The sequence below is a fragment of the Modestobacter sp. I12A-02662 genome, from assembly GCF_041028325.1.
Classification (GTDB): Bacteria; Actinomycetota; Actinomycetes; order Mycobacteriales; family Geodermatophilaceae; genus Modestobacter.
Genome location: NZ_JABGDE010000007.1, coordinates 166,588 through 192,101 on the forward strand (window position 1 = coordinate 166,588; position 25,514 = coordinate 192,101).

A 25,514-nucleotide genomic window follows, 5' to 3' on the forward strand; every position below is an offset into this window, starting at 1 on the left:
AGCCCGGTGCCGACCGCACCCCGCCGGCGCCGCGGGGCCCTGTGGCGGCGGGAGGCGCGCGCGGGACTGGCGCTGATCTCCCCGACCGTCGTCATCGTGGTGGCGCTGGTGGTGCTGCCGATCGTCTGGACCGTCGCGCTGGCCTTCCAGGACATCCGGCTCATCCGGCTGCGCTCGGCCGGGCTGCTGGGCGACTACACCCTGGACAACTTCGCGCAGGTGTTCACGTCGGCCGGCTTCTGGGACTCCCTGGTGACCACGCTGGTCTACTCCGTCCTCGGGACGGCGTCGGCCGTCGGCCTGGGACTGGTCGCGGCGCTGGCACTGCGCCAGGGCTTCCGCGGCCGGACGCTGGTGCGGGCATCGCTGCTGCTGCCCTACGTGGCGCCGGTCGTGGCGGCCACCTTCGTCTGGGGCGTCATGCTCAACCCCCAGTTCGGCATCGTCAACCAGCTGGGCACCGGCCTGCTCGGCTGGGACGAACCGATCGCCTTCCTGTCCCAGCGCACCAGCGAGGTGTCGCTCCTCGGGCTGACCGTCCCGGTCCCGACGGCGCTGCTGACCGTCATCGCCTTCGAGATGTGGCGCTCCTTCCCGTTCGCCTTCCTGTTCCTGACCGCCCGCCTGCAGGCCGTCCCGGCCACGCTGGACGAGGCGGCGCGGATGGACGGCGCGACGCCGACGCAGGTCTTCCGGCACATCACGCTGCCCCAGCTGCTGCCGACGATCGCCGTGCTGGCGCTGCTGCGCTTCATCTGGACGTTCAACAACTTCGACGACATCTACCTGCTCACCGGGGGAGGGGCGGGCACCGAGGTGATCAGCGTGCGGGTGTTCGACTTCCTGGTCAGCCGCGGCGACATCGGTGCCGCGTCCGCGCAGGCGCTGGTGCTCGCCTCGGTGCTGCTGGTCCTGGTCACCGTCTACTACCGGTTCGCGGCGAAGGAGGAGGTGGGCTGATGGCCGGCGTCGCGACCCTCCCGGCCGACTCCTCGGCCGCACCGCAGTCCCCGGCCGGGCGCACCCGGCGGGGACGGCGTTGGTCGCGCACGACCGTCGAGGAGCGGGTGCTCGGCGTCCTGCGGTGGGTCGTGATCGCCGGGCTGATGGTCTTCACCCTGTTCCCCTTCTACTACATGGTCCTGCTGTCCTTCCGTGACCTCGGCTCGCTGCTGCAGGAACCGGAGCGGGTGTGGCCGGCCGTCTCGGAGCTCACGACCAGCACGTACCGCAACGTGCTCGCCTCCACCGGTTCCGGCGGGCAGGGTTTCCTGCGCTTCATGGGCAACAGCGGTCTGATCGCGCTGGGCACCGTCGCCGTCACGCTGGCCTTCGCGATCCCCGGCGCGTACGCCGTCGCCCGGCTGCAGTTCCCGGGACGGCGCCAGGTCAGCGTGCTGTTCCTGTCGGTCTACCTGTTCCCGAGCATCCTGCTCGCCGTTCCGCTGTTCGTGTTCTTCACGCGGATCGGGCTGCGCGGCTCGCTGGCCGCGCTGGTCCTGGTCTACGTGTCCCAGACGGTGGCGGTCTCCATCTACATGCTCCGCAACTACTTCCAGACGGTGCCGGCCAGCATCGAGGAGGCCGCGGCGGTCGACGGCGCCGGCCGCGCGACGGTCATGCTCCGGATCACCCTGCCGCTGGCGATGCCCTCGATCCTGGCCAACGCCCTGTTCGTGCTCATGATCGCCTGGAACGAGTTCCTGTTCGCCCTGCTGTTCCTCGTGGAGAACCGGCCCCGCTGGACGGTCTCGCTGGGCCTGTCCCAGCTCGCGGGCAGCATCGAGATCCCCACCACCGTGCTGATGGCGGGATCGGTCGTGCTGACCCTGCCGATCGTCGTGCTGTTCTTCGCCAGCGAGCGCCTGCTCACCGGTGGCCTGACCGCCGGGGCGGAGAAGGGCTGAGCGGCCGGGTGCCCGGGGTCAGGCCCCGACCAGCGTGCGGACCGAGTAGAGCTCCGGGAAGAAGGTCAGGTCCAGCGCCCGCTTGAGGAAGTCCACCCCCGAGCTGCCGCCGGTGCCGGTCTTGAAGCCGATGGTCCGCTGCACCGTGCGCAGGTGCCGGAACCGCCAGAGCTGGACCGCGTCCTCGAGGTCGACGAGGTCCTCGCAGGTGGCGTACTCGGCCCAGTTGCCCGCGGTGTCCTCGTAGATCGCCTTGTACACCGGGAGCAAGGACGCGTCCTCCGTCCAGGCCCTCCGCACGTCGCGGTCCAGGACGTGCCGCGGGACCGGGTGCCCCCGGCGGGCCAGGAAGTGCAGGAACGCGTCGTAGACCGTCGGCGAGTCCAGCATCCCGGCCAGCACGTGGTGGGCCTCCGGCCGGGACGCGAAGACCGGGAGCATGCGCTCGTTTTTGTTGCCGAGGATGAACTCGACGGCGCGGTACTGGTGGGACTGGAACCCCGACGAGGTGCCCAGGACGCCGCGGAACTCGGCGTACTCGCTCGGCGTGAGGGTGGCCATCACCGACCACTGGTCGGTGATGGTGCGGAACACGTGCTTGACCCGGGCCAGCCCCTTGCGCGCCCGGGCGACGTCGTCGGCGTCCAGGCAGGCGCGGACGGCGCGCAACTCGTGCAGGGCGAGCTTCAGCCACAGCTCGGTGGTCTGGTGCTGGATGATGAACAGCGGCTCGTCGTGGTGGTCGCTGATCGGGCGTTGCGCCGACAGCAGCGTGTCGAGCGCGAGGTAGCCCGCGTAGTCCATCCTCGCGCTGAAGTCCGTGGTCACCCCGTCCTCGAGGGGACGGACGCCGTCCTCGATCGCCATGCCGCGGCTCCTCCCGTTCCCCGCGCACGCTATCCCGCGACGCCGAGCCGGTGGACTCGCCGTCGTCCGGTGCGGCCGCGCGTGAACCTGGTGACATCCGGATCGGCTCGGTACAGCATCGGGTCCAGCTTCGTGCGGGGCACGGCCCAGTCAGAGGCGGTTGGGCGGGGGTGGCGGCCGGTGACGGACCTGACGACCGAACGGGCGACCGACCGCGACGAGCACGGTCCCGCACCCGACCTCCCCGGACCTCCCGACCGGGCCGAGCGGCCGTCCGCCGGACCGCCGTCGGTCGCCGCGGGCGGCGTGGAGCTGACCCGGCTGGTCGGCCTGGCCCGGCTCACTCCCCAGCAGGCCCTCGAGCTCACCGCGAGCCTGCTGGCGGACCTGGCGGACCTGGCGGGCCGACCGGAGCCGGACACCGCGGCCCCCGGCAGCGATCCGGTGGCGAGCGGCCGGGTCGTCGTCGGCGCCGACGGGCGGGTGCGGCTCGTCCCCGCAGCGGGAGGCAGCCCCGCAGGCAGACCACTGGCGCTGGCTCCGCTCCTCGCCGACATCGCCGGTGCCGCCCGGCTCCGCGGTCGCCGCCCGGACCTCCGGGCCGAACAGCTGCTCGACGAGCTGGACCGGGCGAGGACGGCGCTGCCGGTCGCCGGCGTCCCGGCAGTCGCGCGGACGCTGCGCGCAGCGGCCGCGGGCATCGACCGCGGGGCCGTCCGCGCCGAGCTCGCCGCGCTGGTGCGGGCGGTCGGTGAGGGCGCGGCCCGGGTGGCCGGCAGCGCACCGGCCGGGAGCCCGCGCCCCGCGGCCCGGGCCGCCGGGGCTGCGGCCCGTGGCGCCGGGGCGGGGTCCCCCGCCGGCGGGGCGAAGAGCGCGGGGCGGCGGGCCGGCGCCTGGCTGCTGTCGGTCCTGGCCCTCGCCGCGGTCGTCGCGCTCGAGGTGGCCCTGCTGCGGGACGACATCAGCACCGACATCGACCTGCTCCTGGACGCCGGGCGCGGGGGGACGACGCCGTCCGCGGCGCCGGAGCCCGACGGCCTGCCCGTCCCGGCCCCCGCGCCCGCGGCGGCCGGGAACGTGGCCGCGGTCGACCTGCGTCCGCTGGCGGCGTGCGCGCCGGGCGCGCCGTGCACCGTGCGCCTCCTGGTGCGGCTCGTCCCGGCAGCCGAGCCGCAGGTGGTGACCTGGTCCTACCGGGTCGTGGACCGCTGCACGGGCGCCGCGGAGACCGCGCCGGGCGGCACGGTCACCGTGCCGCCCCAGGGCGAGCGGGCCGTGGCCGTCGGCAGCGTGCCGCTCCCGGCGGCGCCGGGCCTGGCGGTGCTCGCGGTCACCGACCTCCCGGCGGCCGCGGCGTCCGCCCCGGTGCTCATCGGCTCGTGCCTGTCCGACCGACAGGCGGGGTGAACCGGACCGAGGCGGAGGAGGACATGCCGATCGCCGGACCGGCCGCGTCGCCGACGGATGCGCGCAGGAGCTCCCGACGGACCCGGCAACAGCGCAGGAACCGGCGCAGCGCCGCGTTCGACCTGCTCGCCGTCGTCGCCGCGCTGGCGCTGGTCGCGCTGGGACTGGCGAACCTGTACCTGGTCGGCGCCGTCGAGCTCGCCACGCGGCAGGGCGCGATCGCCGCCGGCGGGCTGCTCGGCCTCGCGGTCTTCTGGCGGGTCCGGGTCCGGTATCTCGGCGCCCTCGGCTGGGGCGCCTACGGAGCGGCCGTCGTGCTGCTCGTCGGCGTCCTCACCGTCGGCCTGTCCGCGAACGGCGCCACCCGGTGGATCGCGATCGGCTCCCTGACCTTCCAGCCCTCCGAGCTCGCCAAGCTGGGGCTGCTGCTGGCCCTCGCCGCCGTCCTCGGCTCGGCCCGGCCGGCGTGGCAGCGCTTCACCGCGGCCGTGCTGCTCGCGGTCGTGCCGATCGGCCTCACCCTGCTCCAGCCGGACCTCAGCACCACGATGCTGCTCGTCGTCCTGGCCGGGACCATGCTGGTCCTCGGCCGGGTGCCCGCGCGGTTCCTGCTGCCCCTGGCCGCCGCCGCGGCGGTCACCGCGCCGCTGCTGATCGGCCTCCTGCGCCCCTACCAGCTCACCCGCCTGGGCAGCTTCCTGGTGGGTGCCTCCGAGTCCCCGACCGGCTCGGGCTGGGCCGTGCGGCAGGCGCACATCGCGGTGGGCTCCGGTGGGCTGTTCGGGCGGACCGACGACCCGCTCCGGGTCCTGCGCGCGCAGTACCTGCCCGAGCGGGAGACGGACCTGGCCCTGGCCAGCCTGGTCGGGCAGTGGGGCCTGGTCGCCGGCGCCGGGGTGGTGCTCGCCGCGATCGTCCTCGTGTGGCGGCTCGCGCTCGCCGGCCGGGCGTCGCGCACGCCGCACGGCGCCCTCGTCGGCGGGGGGCTGGCGGTCCTCCTGGGGACCGAGACCGTGGTGTCGGTGGGGGCCAACCTCGGGCTGCTCCCCCTGGCCGGCGTCCCGTTCCCCCTGCTCAGCTACGGCGGCACGGCACTGGTCGTGCACCTGGCCGCGATCGGGGTCGTGCTGGCCGTCCGCCGGGACGGCGCCAAGCGGCGGTTGTGGGCGTCGCCGGGTCGGCGCAACCCGCGGCCGCGGCTGGTCCGGTCGGCCGCGCTCGCGATCTCGGTGCTGCTGATCTCGTTCGGGGTCTACGGATGGCGGCTGCAGACCACCCAGGGGGAGGCCCTGCAGGTCGTGGGGCAGGAGCAGATGACCCGCTGCTTCCGGCTGCCCGCACCCCGCGGCGCGATCACCGACCGGCACGACGCGCCCCTCGCCGTGAACGCCGCGGACGTCGGCACCGGCGTGGACCGGGTGCTCGTGGTGCCCGCGCTGCTGCGCGCCCGGCCCGCCGGCATCGACCGGCTCGCCGATCTGACCGGTCGGCCGCGCGAGGAGCTGCACGCCGCGATCGCCGCGGCGGAGGGCCCGGTGCTGTCGCTGCCGGTGGCCGAGGTGCCCCGCGTCATCAGCGACGCGGTCGTCGCGGCCGGGATCACCGGGGTGTTCGTGGTGCCGGAGCCGCGTCGTGCCTATCCGCAGGGGGCGCTGCTCGGGCCGGTGCTCGGGTTCGTGGGGATCGCCACGCCCGAGGACGAGGAACGCTGGCCCGACCTGCCCTCCGGCGAGGTCGTCGGCCGCGCCGGCCTCGAACGGCAGTACGACGCGGCGCTGCGGGGGATCAACGGGCGGCAGTGCCTGTACGTCGACCCGCGCGGCGTGCCGGTCGCCCTCGGCGAGCGGGTGGACCCCGTGCGCGGCGCCGACCTGCGGCTCACGCTCGACCTGGGGCTGCAGCAGCGGCTGGACGCCAGCCTCGCCGCGGCCGTGCGCGCGCAGCCCCGGCCGGCCGGCCGGATCGGCGCCGCCGTCGCCATGGACCCGAGATCGGGGCAGGTCCTCGCCATCGCGAGCCACCCCTCGTTCGACAACAACCTCTACGGACCGCCGGTCGACGCCGGAGCGCTGCAGGCCGTGGCCGAGGCGCCGGGGTCGCCGATGCTCGAGCACGTGACCCAGGCGGTCGCGCCCCCCGGGTCGACGTTCAAGCTCGTCGTGGCCGCGGCCAACCAGGCCCACCGGGTCTTCGCGCCCCACCGGGCCATCCCCACCGGGGCGGACTTCACCTACGGCGGCCACACGTTCGGCAACTGGAAGCCGATGGGGCCGATGGACATGGTGGAGTCGATCGCGATCTCCAACGACGTCTACTTCTACAAGCTCGCCGTCGCCCTGGGGGCCGACGCGATGATCGACACCGCGCGGGCGCTCGGCGTGGGTCAGCCCACCGGCATCGACCTGCCCGCCGAGTCCGCCGGCCACCTGGGCACACCGGACTCCGCCCGGGCCGAGGGTGGCGCCTGGTACGGCGGGTCCACCGTCATCCTCGGCATCGGCCAGGGCGACCTGCAGGTCACCCCGCTGCAGAACGCCCGGTGGACGGCCGCCGTCGCCACCGGGGAGCTGGTCACCCCGCGGCTCGGCCTGGCGATCGGGACCGGCCCGGACGCGTACACCGCGCTCCCCGCGCCGGCCGCGACGCCGCTGCCGTTCGCCGCCGAGCTGGGGCCGGTCCGCGAGGGGATGCGCGCGGCCGTGACGGCCGGCACCGCGGTCCGGCTCGCCGACCTGCCCGTGCCGGTCGGCGGCAAGACGGGTACGGCGCAGGACGGCGGCCTCCCCGAGGGGCAGTACGACAACTGGATGTCGGCCGTGGCCCCGGTGGACGCCCCCGAGATCGTGATGACCGCGATGGTGCAGGGGCCGGGGACCGGCGGGAACAACGCGCGGAACGTGGTGGCCGACGGCCTGCGGCACTACCTGGAGCACCAGCCGGACGTCGTCGGCACCGGCCCGCTGCAGACGCCCTGAGGGTCAGCCGCGGCCGTAGGCGGCGAGCAGCGGGCGGTTGCGCAGCGCCCGGGCGGCCCCCTCGGCCACGCACGTCAGGGGCTGCTCGGCGAGCTTGACCGGCAGGCCGAGGGTCCGTTCCAGCTCCTGCGGGAAGCCGCTGACCAGCGAGGACCCGCCGAACACCAGCACGCCCTCCGCCATGACGTCGGCGATGGCCTGCGGAGGGAGGTCGTCCAGGGACGCGGAGAGCGTCCGGACGATCTCGTCGACGATCGGCCGCACGGCGTCGGCCACCTCGGCGGCCTGCACCGTCGCCAGCCGTGGCCGGCCGGTGGCGGCGTCACGGCCCTGCAGGACCAGCGGGCCGCTGCCGTCCGAACCGGAGCGGATCTTGAGGCTCTCCGCCTCGTGCTCGCCGACGAACAGCTGGTGCTGCTCGCGGAGGTACCTCGCGACGGCCACGGTCATCTCGTCCCCGCCCAGCTTGCTGGTCCGGGAGGCGAGGACCCCGCCGTAGCAGAACGCCACCGCCTCCGCCGTGCCACCTCCGACGTCGACCACCATGTGCACGCGGCGCTCCAGCGGGTCGAGGCCGCAGCCGACCGCGCCCGCGACCGCCTCGTCCAGCGTCGTCACCGGGCGGAGGCCCGCCTCGTCCGCGGCCTCGAGCAGCGCGCGGTGCTCCAGCGCGGTCGAGCCGACCGGGACCCCGATCACGGCGCGGACGGGGGCCCACACCCGGCGTCCGGCCTTGCGCAGGACCGAGCGGAGGTACACCCGGGCGGTCTCCAGATCGGTGACCACGCCGTCCTGCAGCGGCCGGACCGCGACGAACCTGGACGGGGTGCGCCCGAGCAGGTCGGCGGCCTCCTGCCCGACGGCGAGGACCCGATCCCGGCGGGAGCCGCCGCGGCGCAGCAGCATGACGGTCGGTTCGTCGAACACGATGCCGCGGCGGACGTCGCTGACGACGGTGTTGGCGGTGCCCAGATCGATGCCGAGTTCCACCCGTGGGCCTCCTGACCGGCGGCGGCCGGACCAGTCTGGGGCCGGGCCCAGCTCCGGTCCAGATCCGTCCGCGCGGTCCGCCGGTCAGCCGGTGGCCACCTCGTCGGCGGACGCCGGTGCCGGCGTCCCGGCCCGGCTGCGGTCGCGAGGCATGAGGAACACCGCGGCCAGCATCGCGGCGGCGAGGACCACGGTCCCCACGAACACCTGGTGCACCGCGGCGGTGAGCGCCTCCGGCGTCACCCGGTCGCTCTCCGCCCCGGCCGTGCCGAGGCTCGCGTTGACGATCGCGCCGAACACGGCGATCCCCACGGCGCTGCCGGTCGAGCGGGAGAACATGTTGAGGCCGGTGACCACCCCCCGCTCCTGCCACCGGACCGCCGACTGCGCGGCGATCAGGGTCGGCGCGGCGGTGAAGCCCATGCCCAGGCCGATCACGAACGACGTCCCGCCGACCAGGTACACGCTCGAGGACTCGTCGAGCAGGAGCAGCAGGGCCGCGCCGAGGACGACGACGGTGGCGCCGATCAGCGCGGTGGACCGGATGCCGATCCGCAGGTACACCCGGCCGGCCTGGGACGCCGAGATCGGCCAGCCCAGCGTGAGGGCGGCCAGCGCGAACCCGGCGACCAGGGGGCCGGTGCCCAGCACCTCCTGCACGTAGGTGGGCACGTAGGAGGTGAGGCCCAGCAGGGCGGCGCCCACGCAGGCGGAGACCAGGTTGGTCGCCACGAGCAGCCGCCGCCGGAGCAGCCGCAGCGGGACGACGGGATCGGCCGCCCGGCGCTCGATCGCGACGAACACCCCGAGCAGGACCGCCCCCGCGGCGAGGATGCCGGTGCCCTGCGGCGACCCCCAGGCCCAGGCCTGGCCACCCTCCAGCAGGCCGAGGACGAGCAACGTCAGCGCGACGGTGAGCACCCCGGCCCCGGCGTAGTCGATCCGCGGCCGGCGCCGGTCGACGTCCTCGGCGAACCGCAGACCGATCATGGCGGCGGCGATCAGGCAGAGCGGGATGTTGACCAGGAAGATCCACCGCCAGCTGACGTACTCGGCGAGGACCCCGCCCAGCGTCGGCCCCACGACCGAGGAGATCCCCCAGACGCTGGCGATGTAGCCCTGCACCTTCGCCCGCTCCTGCAGCGAGTACAGGTCGCCGACGATCGTCATCGACATCGGCTGCACCGCGCCGGCGCCGAGGCCCTGCACCGCACGGAAGGCGATGAGCGCGCCCATGTCCCAGGCGAGGCCGCAGAGGATGGAGCCGACGAGGAACAGCCCGATGCCGAAGAGCATCACCGGCTTGCGGCCGAAGACGTCGGCGAGCTTGCCGTAGACGGGCACGGTCACCGCCTGCGCCAGCAGGTAGACCGAGAACAGCCACGGGAACTCGGCGAAGCCACCGATGCTGGCCACGATGGACGGGACGGCGGTGGCGATGACGGTCGCGTCGATGGCCACCAGGGCCGTGGACAGCATCACCCCGATGAGGACCGGTCCACGCTCGGACCGGAACCCCACACCCGACGACGCCGCGACCCGCTCCCCGCTCACCGCCCCGAGGTTAGTTGCGCTTCGAGATCACCACCGGGTCGAGGTCCAGCGTCCGCACGAGCGGCACCCCGGGGCGGTAGGCGAGGTGCCGGTACGACGGCGCGTCGATCACGGCGAGGTCCGCCCGCGCCCCCGGCCGCAGGTGGCCGACGTCGGTGCGGCGCAGCGCCGCGGCGCCGCCGGCAGTCGCCGCCTCCACCGCCTCGGCCGGCGTCATGTGCATCTCCCGGACGGCGAGGGCCACGCAGAACGCCATGGACGAGGTGAAGCACGAGCCGGGGTTGCAGTCCGTGGCCAGTGCGACCGGGACCCCGGCCGCGAGCAGCCGGCGGGCGTCCGGATAGGGGGACCGGGTCGAGAACTCCACCCCGGGCAGCAGCGTCGCGACCGTGCTCCCGCCGGCGAGCGCGTCGACGTCCGCCCCGGTGAGGTGCGTGCAGTGGTCCGCGCTGGCGGCACCGAGCTCCACCGCCAGCCGCACGCCCGGGCCCGCGGTGAGCTGGTTGGCGTGCACGCGCAGGCCCAGCCCCGCGGCCCGGCCCGCCTCCAGCACGGCCCGTGCCTCGTCGCCGTCGAAGGCGTGCGGGGAGCCGGGCTCGCAGAACACGTCGATCCACCGGGCGTACGGGGCGCAGGCCGCCAGCATGGGGCCGGTCACCAGGGCGAGGTAGTCCGCCCGGTCGGCGCCGGGTGGGACGACGTGCGCGCCGAGGAACGTCGTCTCCGGCGTGACCTCACCGGCCAGGCGCAGGCAGCGGACCTCGTCGGCGACGGTGAGCCCGTAGCCGCTCTTGACCTCGACCGTGGTGGTGCCCTGGGCCCTCATCTCGGCCACCAGCGCGGCGAGCGCGGCTCTGAGCTGCTCGTCGGACGCCGCCCGGGTGGCCGCGACGGTCGCGGCGATGCCGCCGCCGTCGTAGGCCGCTCCGGTCATGCGGGCCTCGAACTCCGCCGCCCGGTCACCGGCGAACACGAGGTGCGCGTGGCTGTCCACGAAGCCGGGGACGACGGCGCGTCCGCCGACGTCGATCCGGGCGTCGGCGTCCGGGGCCGCGCCGCGCGACCCGGTCCAGGCGACCACGCCGTCGTCCACCACCAGGGCGGCGTCGGCGATGGTGCGCAGCGGCCCGGCGCCGCGGTCGGGGTCGTTGGTGACCAGCTCGGCGATGCCGGTGACCAGGGTGCTCATGCGTCGGCCCAGAGGGGCTCGATCGCCGCGGTGAGCAGCCGGCCGACGTCGCCGAGCACGTGCCGCCCGTCGTCCACCACCACCCGGCCGTCCACGATCACCGTCGACACGTCCGCCGCTCCCGCGACCAGCACCACCGAGCCCGGCGTCGCGCCGGCGGTGGCCGGGGTGGCCGGCCGGACGGCGACCAGGTCCGCGCGCATCCCCGGGGCGATCCGGCCCGCGTCCGGCCAGCCCAGCGCCCGGTGCCCGCCGACGGTGAGCGCGTCGAGCAGCTGGGCCGGCCGGAACCGCCCGCGTCGGCCGGTGGCCAGGCGCTGGTGCGCCTCGAGCAGCCGGGCCTCGCTGAGCAGGTCGGTGGTGACGTGCTGGTCGGTGCCCAGGCAGAGCGGTGAGCCGGCGTCGCGGAGCCGGCGGAACGGGCCGATCCCGTCGGCCAGGTCCGCCTCGGTGCTCGGGCACGCGCAGACGGTGGTGCCGGTCGCGCCCAGCGCGGTCACGTCGTCGTCGGTGAGGTGGGTGGCGTGGACGGCGGTGGTGGCCGGTCCCAGGACGCCGTGCTCCCGCAGCAGCAGGGTCGGGGTGGTGCCGGAGTGCGCTCGGCAGGCCTCGTTCTCGGCCGGCTGCTCGGACACGTGCACGTGCAGCGGCCGGCCCGCCGCCGCGGCCACCACCACGGGGAGCTGGTCGGCGGGCACGGCCCGGACCGAGTGCACCGCGGCCCCCACCCGCAGGCCGGGCCGCTCGGGCAACGCGGCGACCCGGGCGGCCCACGCGTCGGCGTCGCCGTCGGAGAAGCGGACCTGCACGGGGTCCAGCGGCAGGTGCCCGGTGGGCTCGAGGCCGCCGGCGAGGTAGCAGGCGTCCAGCAGCGTCAGCCGCACGCCGGCGTCGGCCGCCGCGGACACCAGGGCCACGGACATGGCGTTCGGGTCCGCGTACCGGCCACCGCCGGGCGGGTGGTGCAGGTAGTGGAACTCGCCGACGCAGGTGGTGCCGGCCAGCGCCATCTCCGCGTACACGGCCCGGGCCAGCGCGAGGAACGTGTCGGGGTCGAGCCGCCCGGCCAGCTCGTACATCCGCTGCCGCCACGTCCAGAAGGTGCCGCCGTCGTCGGCGGAGCGACCGCGCAGGGCCCGGTGGAACGCGTGCGAGTGGGCGTTCGCGAACCCCGGCAGGACCACGCCGTCCAGCCGGGGCTTGCCCGCCGCGGGGCAGGGGTCGCGGTCGACGGCGGTGATCCGGCCGCCGTCCACGCTGATCCGGACGCCGGCCACCGGGCCCTCCGGGAGCACCGCGGTCTCGCACCACCAGCCGGTCACGCCGGCCCCCGTGACCGGCCGGAGTCGCGACTTCGGCCGCTCATGGGAGCTCGGACATCGGGATGCGCACCCCGTGCTGCTCGGCGACCTGCGCGGCTAGGTCGTAGCCGGCGTCCACGTGACGGATCACGCCGGTCGCGGGGTCGTTGCGCAGCACCCGTTCGAGCTTCTGCGCGGCCAGCGGCGTGCCGTCGGCGACGCACACCTGGCCCGCGTGCAGCGAGCGGCCGATGCCCACGCCGCCGCCGTGGTGGATCGACACCCAGCTGGCCCCGGAGGCGGTGGCGACCAGCGCGTTGAGCAGCGGCCAGTCGGCGATCGCGTCGGAACCGTCGGCCATCCCCTCGGTCTCCCGGTACGGCGAGGCCACCGATCCGGAGTCGAGGTGGTCGCGGCCGATGACGACGGGTGCGCCGAGCTCCCCGGCGGCGACCATCTCGTTGAAGCGAAGGCCCGCGACGTCGCGCTCGCCGTGGCCCAACCAGCAGATGCGGGCCGGCAGCCCCTGGAACGCGACCTTCTCCTGCGCCGCGCGGATCCAGCGCTGCAGGTGGTCGTCGTCCGGGAACAGGTCGAGCACGGCGCGGTCGGTGGCGGCGATGTCGGCGGGGTCGCCGGAGAGCGCGACCCAGCGGAAAGGTCCCTTGCCCGCGCAGAACAGCGGGCGGATGTAGGCGGGCACGAAGCCGGGGAACGCGAAGGCCCGGTCGAAGCCGCCCTGCCGCGCCTCGTCGCGGATGGAGTTGCCGTAGTCGAACACCTCCGCGCCGGCGTCGAGGAAGCCGACCATGGCCTCGACGTGCCGGGCCATCGAGGCGCGGGCCCGCTCGGTGAACTCCTCGGGCTTCGCCTCCGCGTAGTCGTGCCAGTCGCCGACGTCCACGCCCTCGGGCAGGTAGCTCAGCGGGTCGTGCGCCGAGGTCTGGTCGGTGACGACGTCGACCTCCACGCCCCGGCGCAGCACCTCGGGGAACACCGTGGCGGCGTTGCCGACGAGCCCGACGCTCAGCGGCCGGCGGTCGCGCCGCGCGACGCTGCACCGCTCCACCGCCTCGTCCAGGTCGTCGGCCACCTCGTCGAGGTACCGGTGCTCCACACGCCGGCGCAGCCGGGCCTCGTCGACGTCGACCACCAGGCAGACGCCGCCGTTGAGCGTCACCGCCAGCGGCTGCGCCCCGCCCATGCCGCCGCAGCCGCCGGTCAGCGTCAGGGTGCCGGCGAGGGTCCCGCCGAACCGCTTGGCCGCCACCGCGGCGAACGTCTCGTAAGTGCCCTGCAGGATCCCCTGGGTGCCGATGTAGATCCACGACCCCGCGGTCATCTGGCCGTACATGGTCAGGCCCAGGTGCTCCAGGCGGCGGAACTCCGGCCAGGTGGCCCAGTCGCCGACCAGGTTGGAGTTGGCGATCAGCACCCGGGGAGCCCACTCGGAGGTGCGCAGCACGCCGACCGGCCGGCCGGACTGCACGAGCATGGTCTCGTCGTCGGCCAGCGTGGTCAGGGTGCGGACCATCGCGTCGAAGCTGCGCCAGTCCCGGGCCGCGCGGCCGGTGCCGCCGTAGACGACCAGGTCGTCGGGACGCTCGGCGACCTCGGGGTCGAGGTTGTTCTGCAGCATGCGCAGCGGCGCCTCGGTCTGCCAGCTCCGGGCGGTCAGCGTCGTGCCGCGCGGGGACCTGACCGGTCGTGCTCCGTCCACGGGGCGCTCCTCTCGCGGTGGTGGGTCAGCTCAGGTCGATCCCGGTCGCGGTGAGCAGGCTGCCGGCGGTGACCAGCCCGACGACGGTCTCGATCTCCGGGGCCAGGTGGCGGTCCGGTCCGGGGCCGGCGACCCCGGCCGCGCGGACGGCGTCGCGCACGGCCGCGGTGGGGACGGCGGGCGTCAGCGGTGCGCGGAGGTCCAGGGCGCGCGCGGCGGTGAGGACCTCGACGGCGAGCACGCGGGTCAGGCCGTCCAGGGCCCGGCGCAGCTTGCGGGCCGCCGCCCACCCCATGGACACGTGGTCCTCCTGCATCGCCGAGGAGGGGATCGAGTCGGCGCTCGCCGGCACGGCCAGGCGCTTGAGCTCGGCGACGATCCCGGCCGCGGTGTACTGCGCGATCATCAGGCCGGAGTCGACGCCGGGGTCGGCGGCCAGGAACGGCGGCAGCCCGTTGCTGCGGGCGGGGTCGAGGAACCGGTCGGTGCGCCGCTCGCTCATGCTCGCCACGTCGGCCACCGCGACCGCCAGGAAGTCCAGCACGTAGCCGACCGGGGCGCCGTGGAAGTTGCCGTTGGACTCCACCCGCCCGTCGAGGGTGATCACCGGGTTGTCGATGGCCGCGGCGAGCTCCCGGTCGGCGACCGCCGCGGCGTGCGCCAGGGTGTCCCGGGCCGCGCCGTGCACCTGCGGCGCGCAGCGCAGCGAGTAGGCGTCCTGCACCCGGGTGCACGCCGGGCCCCGGTGGCTGGCCATGATCCCGCTGCCGCTCAGCAGGTTCCGCAGGTTGGCGGCCGACGCGGCCTGCCCCGGGTGCGGGCGCAGCGCGGCGAGGTCCGCGGCGAACACGGCGTCGGTGCCGAGCAGGGCCTCGACGCTCATCGCCGCGGCGACGTCCGCCGTGGTCAGCAGCCGGCGCAGGTCGGCGAGCGCCAGCACCAGCATGCCGAGCATGCCGTCGGTGCCGTTGACCAGCGCGAGGCCCTCCTTCTCGGTCAGCACGACCGGCCGGATGCCGGAGCCGGCCAGCGCGTCCACGGCCGGGCGGAGCGCGCCGGTGGCGTCGCGGACCTGCCCCTCGCCCATGAGCGCCAGGGCCACCGCGGACAGCGGGGCGAGGTCGCCCGAGCAGCCCAGCGACCCGTGCTCGTGGACGACCGGCGTCAGCCCGGCGTCGAGCAGCCCGGCGTAGGTCCGTGCGGTCTCCACCCGGACCCCGGTGCGGCCGGTGGCCAGCGTGGACAACCGCAGCAGCATCAGCGCACGCACGACCTCGCGCTCGACCTCGGGCCCGGACCCGGCGGCATGGGACCGGATCAGGCTGCGCTGCAGCTGCGCCCGCCGCTGGACCGGGATGTGCCGGGTGGCCAGGGCGCCGAAGCCCGTCGAGACGCCGTAGTGCGGCCGGTCGTCCCCGGCCAGCCGGTCGACCACCTCCCGGGCGCGCGCGATCTCGGCCAGCGCCTCGTCCGCCAGCCGCACACCGGCGTCCTCGCGGGCGACGCGCACGACGTCCCCGGCCCCCACCGGGCCGATCCCGACGACCACCTGGTCCGGAGCCATGGGGTCATCGCACACGGTGCCCGGCCGGTCGCCTAGGTGTTTGCGCCCCGCTCCTGCCCGGGGACCCGTTCCGCCCGTCCGGCCGGGGTGACCCGTGCGGGCGCTCAGATGCCGGTCTCGGCCGGCAGGTCGCCGTGCCGGACGGCGCGGACCAGCGCGGCGTGGTCCTGCTCGGTCTGGTCGGCGTAGGCCCGGGCGAAGCGGCAGAACGCCTGCCGCACCTTGGGGCCGTCGCCCAGGTAGCCGGCGATCATCGACGCGCCGCTGGTCCGGGCGTGCCCCTTGGCGAGCAGGTAGCCGCAGATCCCCGCGTAGTCGGTCAGCGCGGAGGAGTCGATCCCGTCGACGGTGATCGCGCCCTTCATGTCGCGGAACTGGCGGACGTAGTACTGGACGTCGCCCACGCTCGTCCAGCCGAGCAGCGGATCGCTCACCGTCTGCACCGCCTGCTGGTACTCCACGACCCGCTGCCCCTGGTGGGCGTGCCAGGCCCGGTCGCCGTGCACGAACGGTGCGATCACCGACCGCCGGGCCTGCTTGAGCTGGAGGAACAGCACGTCGTCGGGGCTGCTGCCCTCGCACAGCGCGACCCACGCGCGCAGCCCCACGGAGCCGACGCCGACCACCTTGTGCGCGATGTCGACGAGGCGGTAGCCACCCACCAGCCGCGCCCAGTGCGGGGGCAGCGTGGTCAGGTAGCCGTCCAGCGCCGCGGCCAGCCGGTCGGCCTCGGCCGGCTCCGGCCGGGTGATCAGCGGCGGCTCGTTCACGATGCGGCGCAGCCCGTCGGCCTGCTGCTCGGTGATCCGGGGGAGCGCCCGGTCGCCGGTGCGCTTGCGGGCCCGCCGGGACGACGCCTCGATCTCGGCCCGCAGCGCGGTGCGGGGGCCGGTGCTCAGCATCCGGTCGACGTCCAGCCGGTCGTAGGAGCGGGCGAGCAGCGGCTGCTCGGCCAGCGCCGCGATCTGCAGCTGGTACTCCTCGACGCAGCGTTCCACCGCCTCGCCGCACGCGGACTCCGGGGACCCGTTCTGCCGTCCGGCCACCCAGACGCTCGTGGTGAGCCGCCGCAGGTCCCACTCCCACGCCCCCGGGTGGGCCTCGTCGAAGTCGTTCAGGTCGAACACCAGCTCGCGCTCCGGGGAGGCGTAGAACCCGAAGTTGCCCAGGTGGGCGTCGCCGCAGACGACCGGGGTGATCCCGGTGGCCGGCAGGTCGGCGAAGTCCGCGGCGTGCACGTTGGCCGCGCCGCGGAGGAAGGCGTACGGGGAGGCGATCATCCGCCCGATCCGCACCGGGACAAGCCAGTCCAGTCGCCCGTCGTGCGACTGGACCACCGTGGCGACCGCGTCGGCGCGGCCCGGGGGAGGGGTCCAGTCGCCGAGTGCCGTGCGCGGCACCCGCTCGCGCAACCGGCGGCCGAGCGCGTACCGCTCCGCGCGCGTCGGCGCGCTGCGCCGCAGGGACGAGTACGCCTGGTCGTCGTCGGCGGAGGCCACCACCGTGTGCGATCGCCGGTCCCGCTGCTGTCCGGTCACCTGCCGGAGCTTCGCAGCTCCCACGCCGATCCGGCCACCCGCCGGTGCCCCGGCCGCGGCGGCGGCCGGGGCACCGGCGAGGAGCGTCAGGCGACGCGGCGGGCCGAGGAGTAGGGCATGTAGTCCATGTTGATCACGTTGACCGGCTTGCCGGCGGTCGCCGCGTGGACCACCTGGTTGTTGCCGACGTAGATGGAGGCGTGCCCGCCCCCGTAGAAGAAGACCAGGTCACCGGGCTGCAGGGCACCGCGGGAAACCGGGGTGCCGGCGCTCCGCTGGCCGCTCGTCGTGCGCGGCAGGTTGATCCCGGCCGCCTTGTAGGCGAAGGAGGTCAGCCCCGAGCAGTCGAACGCGTCCGGGCCGGCGGCACCGTACCGGTAGGGCTTGCCGACCTGGGCGAGGGCGACGTTGACGGCGTTCTGGGCGGTCGCCGAGGACGCCGCCGCGGCGGTCGTGGTGGCGGCCTGCGCGTTGCTGGCCTCGGCCACGGCGGGGGCCAGGACGATGCCGGCGCCGGCCAGGGCGGCGAACGCGCCGCGCTGCAGTCGGCGGGCAGGACGAGCGGACGTGGACGTGCGAATGCGCGCCATGGGCGGCGGGTTCTCCTGTTCTCCACAGCCGCCTACCGAGTTAGCTGACGGGTTCGGGCGGGGAACTCGCCCGGCCGCCCTCGTCGTCGTGCGGACGAGGGCGCGCTTCACCCCAGTACTGCGGTGGGTCCCCGGTCCAGGTGGTCGCGTCGTGCGACGGCACCCGGTTCGGCGGCGTCCGGGGGAGGTGTCACCAGGGGTAGGCGACGTGGGGCCTCACTCGGACCGGGACGACGCTAGGTACGGGCCTGAAGCGCTGCAAACGACGGAATCCGTTCCACAGCGGCACCGAGAACAGGGGCTTGACAGCCGAGCCGGATCCGACTCGCCGCCGGTGACCTCCCCATACGGCCGACCGGACCTGCGCGCCCCGCTGTGGGACACCCGTCACTCGACACGACAGGGGCAACATCACAGGCGGCGTGTCCTGACGCAGCGTGCTCGGCAACGTGGCTTGTGATTCGTTGCGTCCTGCCACACTGCAGGCGCGCCCCTGACTCGCAGGCCGCCTCCGCCGTCCGAACGGTGGCGACGGAACGACCGGTCCTGGCCCGGACGCGGTCATGAGGAGGCTGGCGATGGAGTCGGGGAACGTCGTGTCTGGAGCCGAGCGGGTCGTCACGGATCTCCGGGCCCGCGGGCACTTCCTGTGCCTCGCGTACGCCGACGTGGTCCTCGCCTTGTGTTGCCAGGACGCGGCGGTGACGGAGTGGGTCGAGCGGTTCTGCGAGGGCTACTTCACGCCGTCCGCCGGGAGGGTGGAGGACGTCGGGATCTACGCCACGGCGGATCCCGCGCTGCTCGCCGTCCTGCGGTGCTCGACGTCGCACCGGCCCGCAGGGGGGAAGTACGGGTACGTGGAGACCCCGCTGACGGACTCGGTCACCCTGGTGCGCAAGAGCGCCGGGAAGTCCGAGGACGACGACGTGTACCTCCTGCTGTTCCGGGAACGGCGCCAGATCCTGCTCATCGCGCCCGACGACGTCGAGGTGCAGCGCGAGGAGGTCATGCAGGTCCTCCGCGCAGCCGGCAAGTGGCTGCTGATCGAGCGCGGCTGGATCCCCATGCACTCCGCGTGCGCGGCGAAGAACGGCCGAGCCGTCTGCGTCGCCGGGGAGAAGGCATCGGGCAAGACCAGCACGCTGCTCAACCTGCTGGCGCGGAACGGCTGCGACCTGGTCGCGCCCGACAAGTTCCTGCTGCGCGAGGACGCCCAGCGCCGCCTCGAGGTCTGCGGCGTGCCGGGCAAGATCGGCGTCCGCGTCGGCTCAGTCGTCGTGCAGCCCCGGCTGCTGGACTGGCTGGCCCGGGAGGAGGCGCCGTTCTTCCCGCACCTCAGCCCGCAGGAAGTGCAGCGCATCGCCGAGACCAACACCCCGGAGCAGCTGCGGGACCGCAAGGAGAAGGTCCCGCTGCTGCCGACCGAGCTGGCCGGGCTGTTCGGCGGGTCGATCGTGCCCACCGCCCCGCTCGGACTGCTCCTCCTCCCGGTCTTCGACCCGAGCCTCGACGAGTCACGGCTCGTCCGCGTCGACCCGGACCAGGCGATCGCCGTGCTCAGCAAGAGCTATGTCAGCCTGCTGAGCAAGGCCGAGGGCTTCCTGCTGACCTTCTTCGACCTCCAGGACACCCTCCTCGAGGAGCGGCTGGCTGCGCTGCTCGACGAGCACCTGCCCGGGGCGCCCGCCTACGAGGTGCACCAGAGCCACACCACCAACGAGCAGACGGCGGAACTGGTGGAGGCCCTGCTGTAGCCGGGGCGGGGGAGCGGTCTGCCGGTGGGGTCAGCCGTCAACCGAGGGGGGCGGCGAGTCCGGCGAGCCACTCCGCCGGCTCGGGGCTGCTCAGGAGGGCCGTCCCGCTCACCAGCCAGGTGGCCCCGGCCGCCCGGCTGAGCCGGCCAGACTCGTGGTCCACCCCACCGTCGACGCCGAGCAGGCGGCGGCCGGCCAGGGCCCGCAACCGGTCGTACGTCGCGGGCCGGAAGCCCGAGCCGCCGTGGCCGGGCGCGACCGACATCACCAGCGTGGCGAGCTCGCCGGAGGGGACCGTGTCGGTCGGTGTGCCAGGGGAGAGGGCGACCGCCGGCCTGGCGCCACGGCGCTCGATGCGGCGCAGCGCCTCCGACCAGCCCCGCGCCTCGACGTGGACCACCACGAGGTCGCAGAGGTCGGTCCAGGCGTCGACGTGGGCGAGCGGGTCGGTGACCATGAGGTGCACCTCCGCGTCGACCCCGGCCGCCGCCGTCAGCCGCGACGCCGTGTCCGGGTCGAAGCCGCCGGTCCGGGCGAACTCGCCGTCCGTGACGTCCCAGTGCAGGTGCTCGACCCCGGCCGCCGCGAGGCGCTGGGCCTCGGCCGGCTGTTCCGGCGGCGGCACCGACCAGAGGGACGCGGCCGTGCGCAGCGTCACGACGACCTCCGCGTGTGCGGGTGCGGGTCCACGGGGGGCTCGGCGAGGGCCGCCTCGGCCAGCGCACGGTCGGTGACCAGGGACGTGACCAGCCCGGACCGGGCCACCGCGAGGACCGCGGCCGTCTTGGCGGCCCCGCCGGCGACAGCGACGACCCGGGGCACCATGCGCAGCTGATCGGCGGAGATGGACAGGCAGCGCTCGGCGAAGTCCTGCCCCACCAACTGGCCGTCCGCGTCCAGGAGTATGCCGGCGACCTCGGCCTGCACGCCGCGCTCGGCCAGCACGGCCCGGTCGTCCGGGCGCATCACCTCCCGCAGCTGCGATATCGGGGGGTCCCACGAGCCGACCGCGACGACGGCGACGGTGACCTCGTCGAGGAGCTGCAGCGCCTGGGCGACGTCGGGTTGGCGACGCAGCGCCGCGGCGGTCTCCGCGTTCTCCACGAGCAGCGGCGCGAAGATCGCCCGTGCCGACCCGCCGGCCCGCTGCGACGCCCTGCGGACGACCTCGACCGGCGACTCGGTCAGGTCGGACCCGACCGCGCCGGTCAGCTGGACGACGATCACCGGTGGGAGGCTCGCCAGCGACTCCGTCATCGCCGTGAGGGTCCGCCCCCAGGCGAGGCCCAGCACGTCGCCGGCGTGGAGCGTGTCACTGAGCAGATCGGCCGCTGCGCTGCCCACGGAGCGACGGACGGCCGGACCGTCGCCGGTCGCCTCGACGACCAGGACCTCGTCGAGGCCGAGGTGGGCGGCGAGCTCGGCGGAGAGCTGCTGGTCGACGGTGCCCTCGTCGTGGATGGTGATGGTCACGATGCCGGTCTCCCGTGCGCGCTCCAGGAGTCGGGCCACCTTGAACCGCGAGAGGCCCAGCTCCTTGGCCAGGTCGACCTTGCTGACGTCGTCCAGGTAGAAGCGGCGCGCCACCGTCACCAGCTGTGCACGCTCGGACCGCGACAGCCCGGTCCCGCTCAGGCGAGCGCTCTGCTCGATCATCGTGTCCCTTCTGTGACCCGAGTCACTTGCCGAGACCTCTTCCGGCAACTTAACGTACACCGCTGAGCAGCAGCGTTGCTCATATGAGCACCCACATGGGGGAGGTTCCATGGCCGGACGACGCCGTCGGCTCCCGGAGGAGGTCGGGATCCTGGGGATCCTGGTCCTGGTGGCCCTCGTCATGAGTGCGCTGTCCGAGAACTTCCGGACGTTCAGCAACCTGCAGATCCTGCTGCTCAACGGAGCAGTGATCGCGTTCCTGGCGCTGGGGCAGACCTTCGTCCTGCTGACCGGCGGCATCGACCTCTCCACCGGTTCCAACGTCGCCCTGACGGGGATGCTGGCCGCCATCGCCATGCGCGAGGGGATGTCCTGGCTGGTGGCGTCGCTCATCGCCATCGCCGCGGGGATCCTCGTCGGGCTCTTCAACGGCGCGGTGATCCACTACGCGAAGCTGCCGCCGTTCATCGTCACCTTCTCGACGTTCGGCATCGCGGCCAGCGTGCCGCAGATCCTCACCGGCGCGAGCTCCGTGTCCGTGGCCGACCGGATGTTCGCGGTCATCGGCCGGGGGTCGATCTTCGGCGTGCCGATGCCCGTCGTCCTGGTCGTGGTGGCGGCCCTGGTGCTGACGTTCGTGCTCCGCCGCACCGCCGTGGGTGTGCACATCTACGCCGTCGGCGGCAACGCCGAGACCAGCCGGCTCGCCGGCATCCGGATCGGCCGCACGACCATGCTGGTCTATGCCATCAGCGGTCTGTGCGCCGCCTTCGGCGGGCTGATCGTCACCAGCCGGCTCATGGTCGGCTACCCGACCGCGGGCGCCGGCAACGAGCTCTTCTTCTCCATCGCCGCCGCCGTGGTCGGCGGGGTGAGCCTCTTCGGGGGGATCGGCAGCATCCCCGGCGCCTTCCTGGGGGCACTGCTGATCGGCACGGTGTCCAACGGCATGAACGTCATCGGCGTCGAGAGCTTCTGGCAGCCCCTGGTCATCGGCGTGATCATCCTGCTCGGCGTCATCCTCGACACCTACCGCCGACAGCTCTCCCTCACGGACATCGGCCGGCTCTTCTCCCGGTCCGGTCCTGCGAGCGGCCCCCCGGACGGTCCACCCGCCCCTGGCGTGCCAGCCGGTGCGGCGCCGTCCGGCCAGACCCCCAGCACGTCCACCACCCGGAGGTAGTCCCATGCAACGACGCAAGGTCCTGACCGTCGGCATGGCCGTCATGGCCGTGGCCCTCACCGGCTGCGGCGACGCCATCGACACCGGCACCGGCAGCGGCGGGTCGAACGAGGACGCCGCAGGCGCCGGCGAGGTCAGCCGCCCGGCCGCGTGCGACGAGGAGAACCCCTACCTCGCCGTCGCGCTGCCCAACCTGACCAATCCCTACTACGTGGCGATGCAGCGGGGCTTCCAGGAGGCGGGAGCGGAAGCCGGCTTCGAGGTGGAGGTGCAGATCGCCAACGACGACGACGCGGCCCAGCTCGCGCAGGTGCAGGCGATGCTCCAGAAGAGCCCCTGCGCACTCGCCCTCAACGCCGTGAAGTCCGAGCCCGCGGCAGCGATCGTGCGGGCGGCGAACGACGCCGGCGTCCCGGTCTTCACCGTCAACGTCATCGTCGACCCGGCTGCGCTGGAGAGCCAGGGCGCCACGATCGTGCAGTACCTCGGCGCGGACAACGAGGCCGGCGGTGCGCAGATCGGCGAGCAGGTGCTGACCGACATGGGCGCTGACGCGGCGCTGCAGGTGGGGCTGATCACCGAGCCGGACGAGGTCCCGGTGGTCCAGCGCGACGCCGGCTTCCAGGACGCGCTGAGCGCCAACCCGAACGCCCAGGTGGTCGCCGAGGTCGACGGCAACGTCCAGCCCGACGACAGCCTGGCCGCCACCGGCGAGCTGCTGCAGGGCAACCCGGATGTCAACGTGCTGTTCGCCAGCACGGGCCCGGCCGCCTTCGGCGCCCTGCAGGCCGTCCAGGGCAGCGGCCGGGACGTCAAGGTGTACGGCTTCTGCGCCTCCGAGGAGCCCTTGACCGAGCAGTACCCCGCGTGCGTCGCCCAGGAGCCGGAGGACTACGGCCGGCGCGTGGTGGAGCAGGTGCGCACCTGGGTCGACGGTGGGACGGTCGAGGAGGAGATCCTCCGCCCGCTGAAGATGTTCACCGTCGGCCAGACGCCTGGTGAGGGCGAGGTCGGCTGACCATGACCGGGCCGGAGGCGGCGGCCACGCCCCGCGGAGCGGGAGGGCTGGAGGCCGTCGACATCGTCAAGCGGTACGCCGGTGTCCCCGCGCTCGCGGGCGTGTCCGTCGCCCTCCGACCCGGCGAGGTCGTCGGCCTCGTCGGGCACAACGGGGCGGGCAAGTCCACCCTGCTGAAGACCCTGGCCGGCGCCATCCGGCCGGACGAGGGCCAGCTGCTCATCGACGGGCAGCCGGTCGCCCTCGGGTCGCCGGCCGACGCCCTGCGGTCGGGCATCTCGACCGTCTACCAGGAGCTGTCGCTGCTGCCCAACCTCACGGTCACCCAGAACGTGTTCCTCGGCAAGGAGCTGCGCGGGCGCACCGGCCTGGCCCTCGAGCGGATGCGGGTGGCGGCCCGGGAGCTCGTCGAGCGCTTCGACCTGCCCGTCGACGTGGACCGGCCGCTGGGGGACTACCCGGTGGCCACCCGGCAGCTCCTGGAGATCGCCGTCGCCACGCACCGCGACGCGCGGTTCCTGCTGCTCGACGAGCCCACCACGAGCCTGGAGGGTGAGCAGATCGAGCGACTGCTCGAGCAGGTGCGCTCGCTGGCCGGCACCAACGGCCTGGGCGTGCTGCTGGTCGACCACAAGCTGGACGAGCTGTACGCCGTCGCCGACCGCGTCGTCGCGCTCGTCGACGGCCGGGTCCGCATCGACGCGGCGGCCGACACCGTCAGCCGGGCCGAGGTCGTGCGTGCCATCGCCGGCGACGAGGCCGTGGAGCACCTCAAGGACGACGCCGACGTGACCGGTCACCACGGGCGTCGACCCGACCGTGCCCGGCCGGTGACCTCCTCGGCGGTCCCCGCGGACGCACGCCCGGTCCTCCAGGTCACCGGCCTGCGGACGCCGGTCCTCCACGGCGTCGACCTGCAGGCCCACGCCGGCCGGGTCCTGGGGATCTACGGCCTCGTCGGCTCCGGCCGGACGGAGTTCCTCCGTGCGCTCGTGGGACTGGAGCCGGTGCACGGCGGGGTGGTGGTGCTCGACGGGCGGCCCTACCGGCCCCGCAACCCCCGCTCGGCCGAGCGTGCGGGGCTGGTGTACCTCACCGAGGAACGCAAGATCGACGGCATCGTGCCGCAGCTGGACTCGCTGTCGAACGTGGCCCTGCCCGTGCTCCGGCGCTACACCCGGCTGGGCGTGCTGGACCGCCGGGCGATGGCCAAGGAGTCCTCGGCGCTGCTCGAGCAACTCAAGCTGCGCGGTGATCGGCACGCCCCCGTCGTCGGGCTGTCCGGGGGCAACCAGCAGAAGGTGCTCCTGGCCCGGGCGCTCGCGCAGCGGCCCCGGGTCCTGCTCCTCGACGAGCCGACGAAGGGCGTCGACATCGGCGTGAAGAGCGAGATCCACCGGATCATGCGGTCCCTCGCCGAGCGGGAGGGGATGGCGTTGATCGTCGTGTCCAGCGAGGAGGACGAGATCCTCGAGGTGGCAGACGACGTGGCCGTCTTCAAGGCCGGGACGTGCGACGGCGCGACGCAGCCGGCCGCCGGCCTGAGCCTCGCCGGGCTGCGCCACGCCGCCTGGTCCGCGGCCTGATGCCCCGCGACGCCACCATCCAGACCCAGGAGGGGACCGCATGACCGACCGTGGCAACGCGCAGCTGCTCGAGGAGGCCCGGGACGCGGTGCGCCGTGAGGCGAGCGGGGTCCTGGCCGTCGCCGACCAGCTGGACGACAGCTTCACCGCGGTCGTCCGGATGCTCCTCGAGTGCCGGGGCAAGGTCTTCGTCACCGGGTCCGGGACGTCGGCAGCGATGGCCCGCCGCATGGCGCACCTCCTCGCGGTCTGCGGCACGCCGGCCGTCTTCATCCCGGCCATGGACGCGCTGCACGGGACGATGGGAGCGGTGACGGCAGGCGACGTCCTCATCGCCATCTCCCGCGGCGGCGGCTCCGCCGAGATCAACGACCTCGCCCGCCGGGTGCAGGCCCGGGGTGCGGCGGTCATCGCGGTCACCGCCGCCCCCGAGTCGGACCTGGGCGCCCTGGCGGACCAGGTGGTCACCCTCACGACCCCGCCCGGGGCCGACCCGGGCGAGGTCATCGCCATGGGGAGCACCCTCGTCGTGGGCGTCTGGGGTGACGCGCTCGCCTACGTCCTCATGCGACTGCGCCGGTACGGCTGGGACGAGTTCTTGGACACGCACCCCGCCGGTGCGGTCGGTCAGGCCGCTCGGACACCGGAGGCGCTGCCCGCCCTGTCGCTGGACGACGCGACCACCGAGCCGGGGAACGACTGACCATGGGCGTGG

20 protein-coding genes and 1 riboswitch are annotated in these 25,514 nt (G+C 74.5%); of the genes, 9 read left to right on the plus strand and 11 right to left on the minus strand.

What is annotated here, in order from left to right:
• Positions 1-6 precede the first annotated feature (6 nt).
• Together HL189_RS12150 and HL189_RS12155 are read left to right on the plus strand one after the other, a co-directional pair.
• Positions 7-960, plus strand: coding sequence for a carbohydrate ABC transporter permease (locus HL189_RS12150; protein WP_369133959.1), 954 nt, complete (start codon positions 7-9; stop codon positions 958-960).
• Entirely contained in the window at positions 960-1,907 is a 948-nt protein-coding gene (locus HL189_RS12155; RefSeq protein WP_369133960.1) for a carbohydrate ABC transporter permease, read from the plus strand. The genes HL189_RS12150 and HL189_RS12155 overlap by 1 nt, the downstream gene beginning before the upstream one ends.
• Positions 1,908-1,925: 18 nt before the next feature.
• On the opposite strand, the gene HL189_RS12160 is transcribed toward HL189_RS12155, so the two are convergent.
• On the minus strand, positions 1,926-2,774 hold the full coding sequence (locus HL189_RS12160) for a tryptophan 2,3-dioxygenase (RefSeq protein ID WP_369133961.1): 849 nt from the start codon (positions 2,772-2,774) through the stop codon (positions 1,926-1,928).
• 180 nt (positions 2,775-2,954) lie between these two features.
• On the opposite strand from HL189_RS12160, the gene HL189_RS12165 reads away from it, so the two are divergent.
• Positions 2,955-4,181, plus strand: coding sequence for a hypothetical protein (locus tag HL189_RS12165; RefSeq protein WP_369133962.1), 1,227 nt, complete (start codon positions 2,955-2,957; stop codon positions 4,179-4,181).
• Between the two features lie 23 nt (positions 4,182-4,204).
• Entirely contained in the window at positions 4,205-7,156 is a 2,952-nt protein-coding gene (locus tag HL189_RS12170; protein ID WP_369133963.1) for an FtsW/RodA/SpoVE family cell cycle protein, read from the plus strand.
• A 3-nt stretch (positions 7,157-7,159) separates the two neighbouring features.
• Here HL189_RS12170 and HL189_RS12175 read toward each other — a convergent pair whose 3' ends face one another.
• The 8 genes from HL189_RS12175 to HL189_RS12210 form a co-directional block, all read right to left on the minus strand.
• Complete coding sequence (locus HL189_RS12175) at positions 7,160-8,146, minus strand: rod shape-determining protein (RefSeq protein ID WP_369133964.1); 987 nt, start codon at positions 8,144-8,146, stop codon at positions 7,160-7,162.
• Between the two features lie 84 nt (positions 8,147-8,230).
• Positions 8,231-9,700 (minus strand): MDR family MFS transporter, encoded by a 1,470-nt coding sequence (locus HL189_RS12180; protein ID WP_369133965.1) that lies wholly within the window; start codon positions 9,698-9,700, stop codon positions 8,231-8,233.
• Positions 9,701-9,710: 10 nt separating this feature from the next.
• A complete protein-coding gene (gene hutI / locus HL189_RS12185) occupies positions 9,711-10,889 on the minus strand; it encodes an imidazolonepropionase (protein WP_369133966.1) in 1,179 nt (392 codons plus the stop codon).
• Positions 10,886-12,211: a formimidoylglutamate deiminase gene (locus tag HL189_RS12190; RefSeq protein WP_369133967.1), complete on the minus strand. Its 1,326-nt coding sequence runs from the start codon at positions 12,209-12,211 to the stop codon at positions 10,886-10,888. The genes hutI and HL189_RS12190 overlap by 4 nt, the downstream gene beginning before the upstream one ends.
• Before the next feature lie 40 nt (positions 12,212-12,251).
• The gene (hutU, locus tag HL189_RS12195) at positions 12,252-13,910 is read right to left on the minus strand and encodes a urocanate hydratase (protein ID WP_369133968.1); all 1,659 of its coding nucleotides are present in this window, start codon (positions 13,908-13,910) and stop codon (positions 12,252-12,254) included.
• Between the two features lie 25 nt (positions 13,911-13,935).
• Entirely contained in the window at positions 13,936-15,474 is a 1,539-nt protein-coding gene (gene hutH / locus HL189_RS12200) for a histidine ammonia-lyase (RefSeq protein ID WP_369133969.1), read from the minus strand.
• Positions 15,475-15,578: 104 nt separating this feature from the next.
• Positions 15,579-17,012, minus strand: coding sequence for a DUF2252 domain-containing protein (locus HL189_RS12205; RefSeq protein WP_369133970.1), 1,434 nt, complete (start codon positions 17,010-17,012; stop codon positions 15,579-15,581).
• An 86-nt stretch (positions 17,013-17,098) separates the two neighbouring features.
• A complete protein-coding gene (locus tag HL189_RS12210; protein ID WP_369133971.1) occupies positions 17,099-17,602 on the minus strand; it encodes a C40 family peptidase in 504 nt (167 codons plus the stop codon).
• 13 nt (positions 17,603-17,615) lie between these two features.
• A riboswitch (cyclic di-AMP (ydaO/yuaA leader) is annotated at positions 17,616-17,771 on the minus strand.
• A 427-nt stretch (positions 17,772-18,198) separates the two neighbouring features.
• Here HL189_RS12210 and HL189_RS12215 point away from each other — a divergent pair.
• Positions 18,199-19,356, plus strand: coding sequence for a hypothetical protein (locus HL189_RS12215; protein ID WP_369133972.1), 1,158 nt, complete (start codon positions 18,199-18,201; stop codon positions 19,354-19,356).
• 37 nt (positions 19,357-19,393) lie between these two features.
• On the opposite strand, the gene HL189_RS12220 is transcribed toward HL189_RS12215, so the two are convergent.
• Both HL189_RS12220 and HL189_RS12225 read right to left on the minus strand, forming a co-directional pair.
• Entirely contained in the window at positions 19,394-20,014 is a 621-nt protein-coding gene (locus tag HL189_RS12220) for a ribulose-phosphate 3-epimerase (RefSeq protein WP_369133973.1), read from the minus strand.
• A complete protein-coding gene (locus tag HL189_RS12225) occupies positions 20,011-21,012 on the minus strand; it encodes a sugar-binding transcriptional regulator (RefSeq protein ID WP_369133974.1) in 1,002 nt (333 codons plus the stop codon). The genes HL189_RS12220 and HL189_RS12225 overlap by 4 nt, the downstream gene beginning before the upstream one ends.
• Positions 21,013-21,121: 109 nt before the next feature.
• On the opposite strand from HL189_RS12225, the gene HL189_RS12230 reads away from it, so the two are divergent.
• From HL189_RS12230 to HL189_RS12245, 4 genes are read left to right on the plus strand one after another with little or no spacing between them, the layout of a single operon-like run.
• Positions 21,122-22,195 (plus strand): ABC transporter permease, encoded by a 1,074-nt coding sequence (locus HL189_RS12230; RefSeq protein WP_369133975.1) that lies wholly within the window; start codon positions 21,122-21,124, stop codon positions 22,193-22,195.
• Positions 22,196-22,199: 4 nt separating this feature from the next.
• A complete protein-coding gene (locus HL189_RS12235) occupies positions 22,200-23,213 on the plus strand; it encodes a substrate-binding domain-containing protein (protein WP_369133976.1) in 1,014 nt (337 codons plus the stop codon).
• Positions 23,214-23,215: 2 nt separating this feature from the next.
• Positions 23,216-24,799 carry a sugar ABC transporter ATP-binding protein gene (locus tag HL189_RS12240; protein WP_369133977.1) on the plus strand — a complete coding sequence of 528 codons (1,584 nt, stop codon included), beginning with the start codon at positions 23,216-23,218 and terminating at the stop codon, positions 24,797-24,799.
• A gap of 40 nt (positions 24,800-24,839) precedes the next feature.
• On the plus strand, positions 24,840-25,502 hold the full coding sequence (locus tag HL189_RS12245) for an SIS domain-containing protein (RefSeq protein ID WP_369133978.1): 663 nt from the start codon (positions 24,840-24,842) through the stop codon (positions 25,500-25,502).
• The last annotated feature ends 12 nt before the right edge of the window (positions 25,503-25,514 follow it).

Bases quoted from the DNA above. Each gene is read 5' to 3' on its own strand.
- HL189_RS12155 (WP_369133960.1), top strand. From the start codon at position 960: ATGGCCGGCGTCGCGACCCTCCCGGCCGACTCCTCGGCCGCACCGCAG.
- HL189_RS12160 (WP_369133961.1), bottom strand. From the start codon at position 2,774: ATGGCGATCGAGGACGGCGTCCGTCCCCTCGAGGACGGGGTGACCACG.
- HL189_RS12170 (WP_369133963.1), top strand. From the start codon at position 4,205: ATGCCGATCGCCGGACCGGCCGCGTCGCCGACGGATGCGCGCAGGAGC.
- hutI (WP_369133966.1), bottom strand. From the start codon at position 10,889: ATGAGCACCCTGGTCACCGGCATCGCCGAGCTGGTCACCAACGACCCC.
- hutH (WP_369133969.1), bottom strand. From the start codon at position 15,474: ATGGCTCCGGACCAGGTGGTCGTCGGGATCGGCCCGGTGGGGGCCGGG.
- HL189_RS12210 (WP_369133971.1), bottom strand. From the start codon at position 17,602: ATGGCGCGCATTCGCACGTCCACGTCCGCTCGTCCTGCCCGCCGACTG.
- HL189_RS12225 (WP_369133974.1), bottom strand. From the start codon at position 21,012: ATGATCGAGCAGAGCGCTCGCCTGAGCGGGACCGGGCTGTCGCGGTCC.
- HL189_RS12230 (WP_369133975.1), top strand. From the start codon at position 21,122: ATGGCCGGACGACGCCGTCGGCTCCCGGAGGAGGTCGGGATCCTGGGG.
- HL189_RS12235 (WP_369133976.1), top strand. From the start codon at position 22,200: ATGCAACGACGCAAGGTCCTGACCGTCGGCATGGCCGTCATGGCCGTG.
- HL189_RS12240 (WP_369133977.1), top strand. From the start codon at position 23,216: ATGACCGGGCCGGAGGCGGCGGCCACGCCCCGCGGAGCGGGAGGGCTG.
- HL189_RS12245 (WP_369133978.1), top strand. From the start codon at position 24,840: ATGACCGACCGTGGCAACGCGCAGCTGCTCGAGGAGGCCCGGGACGCG.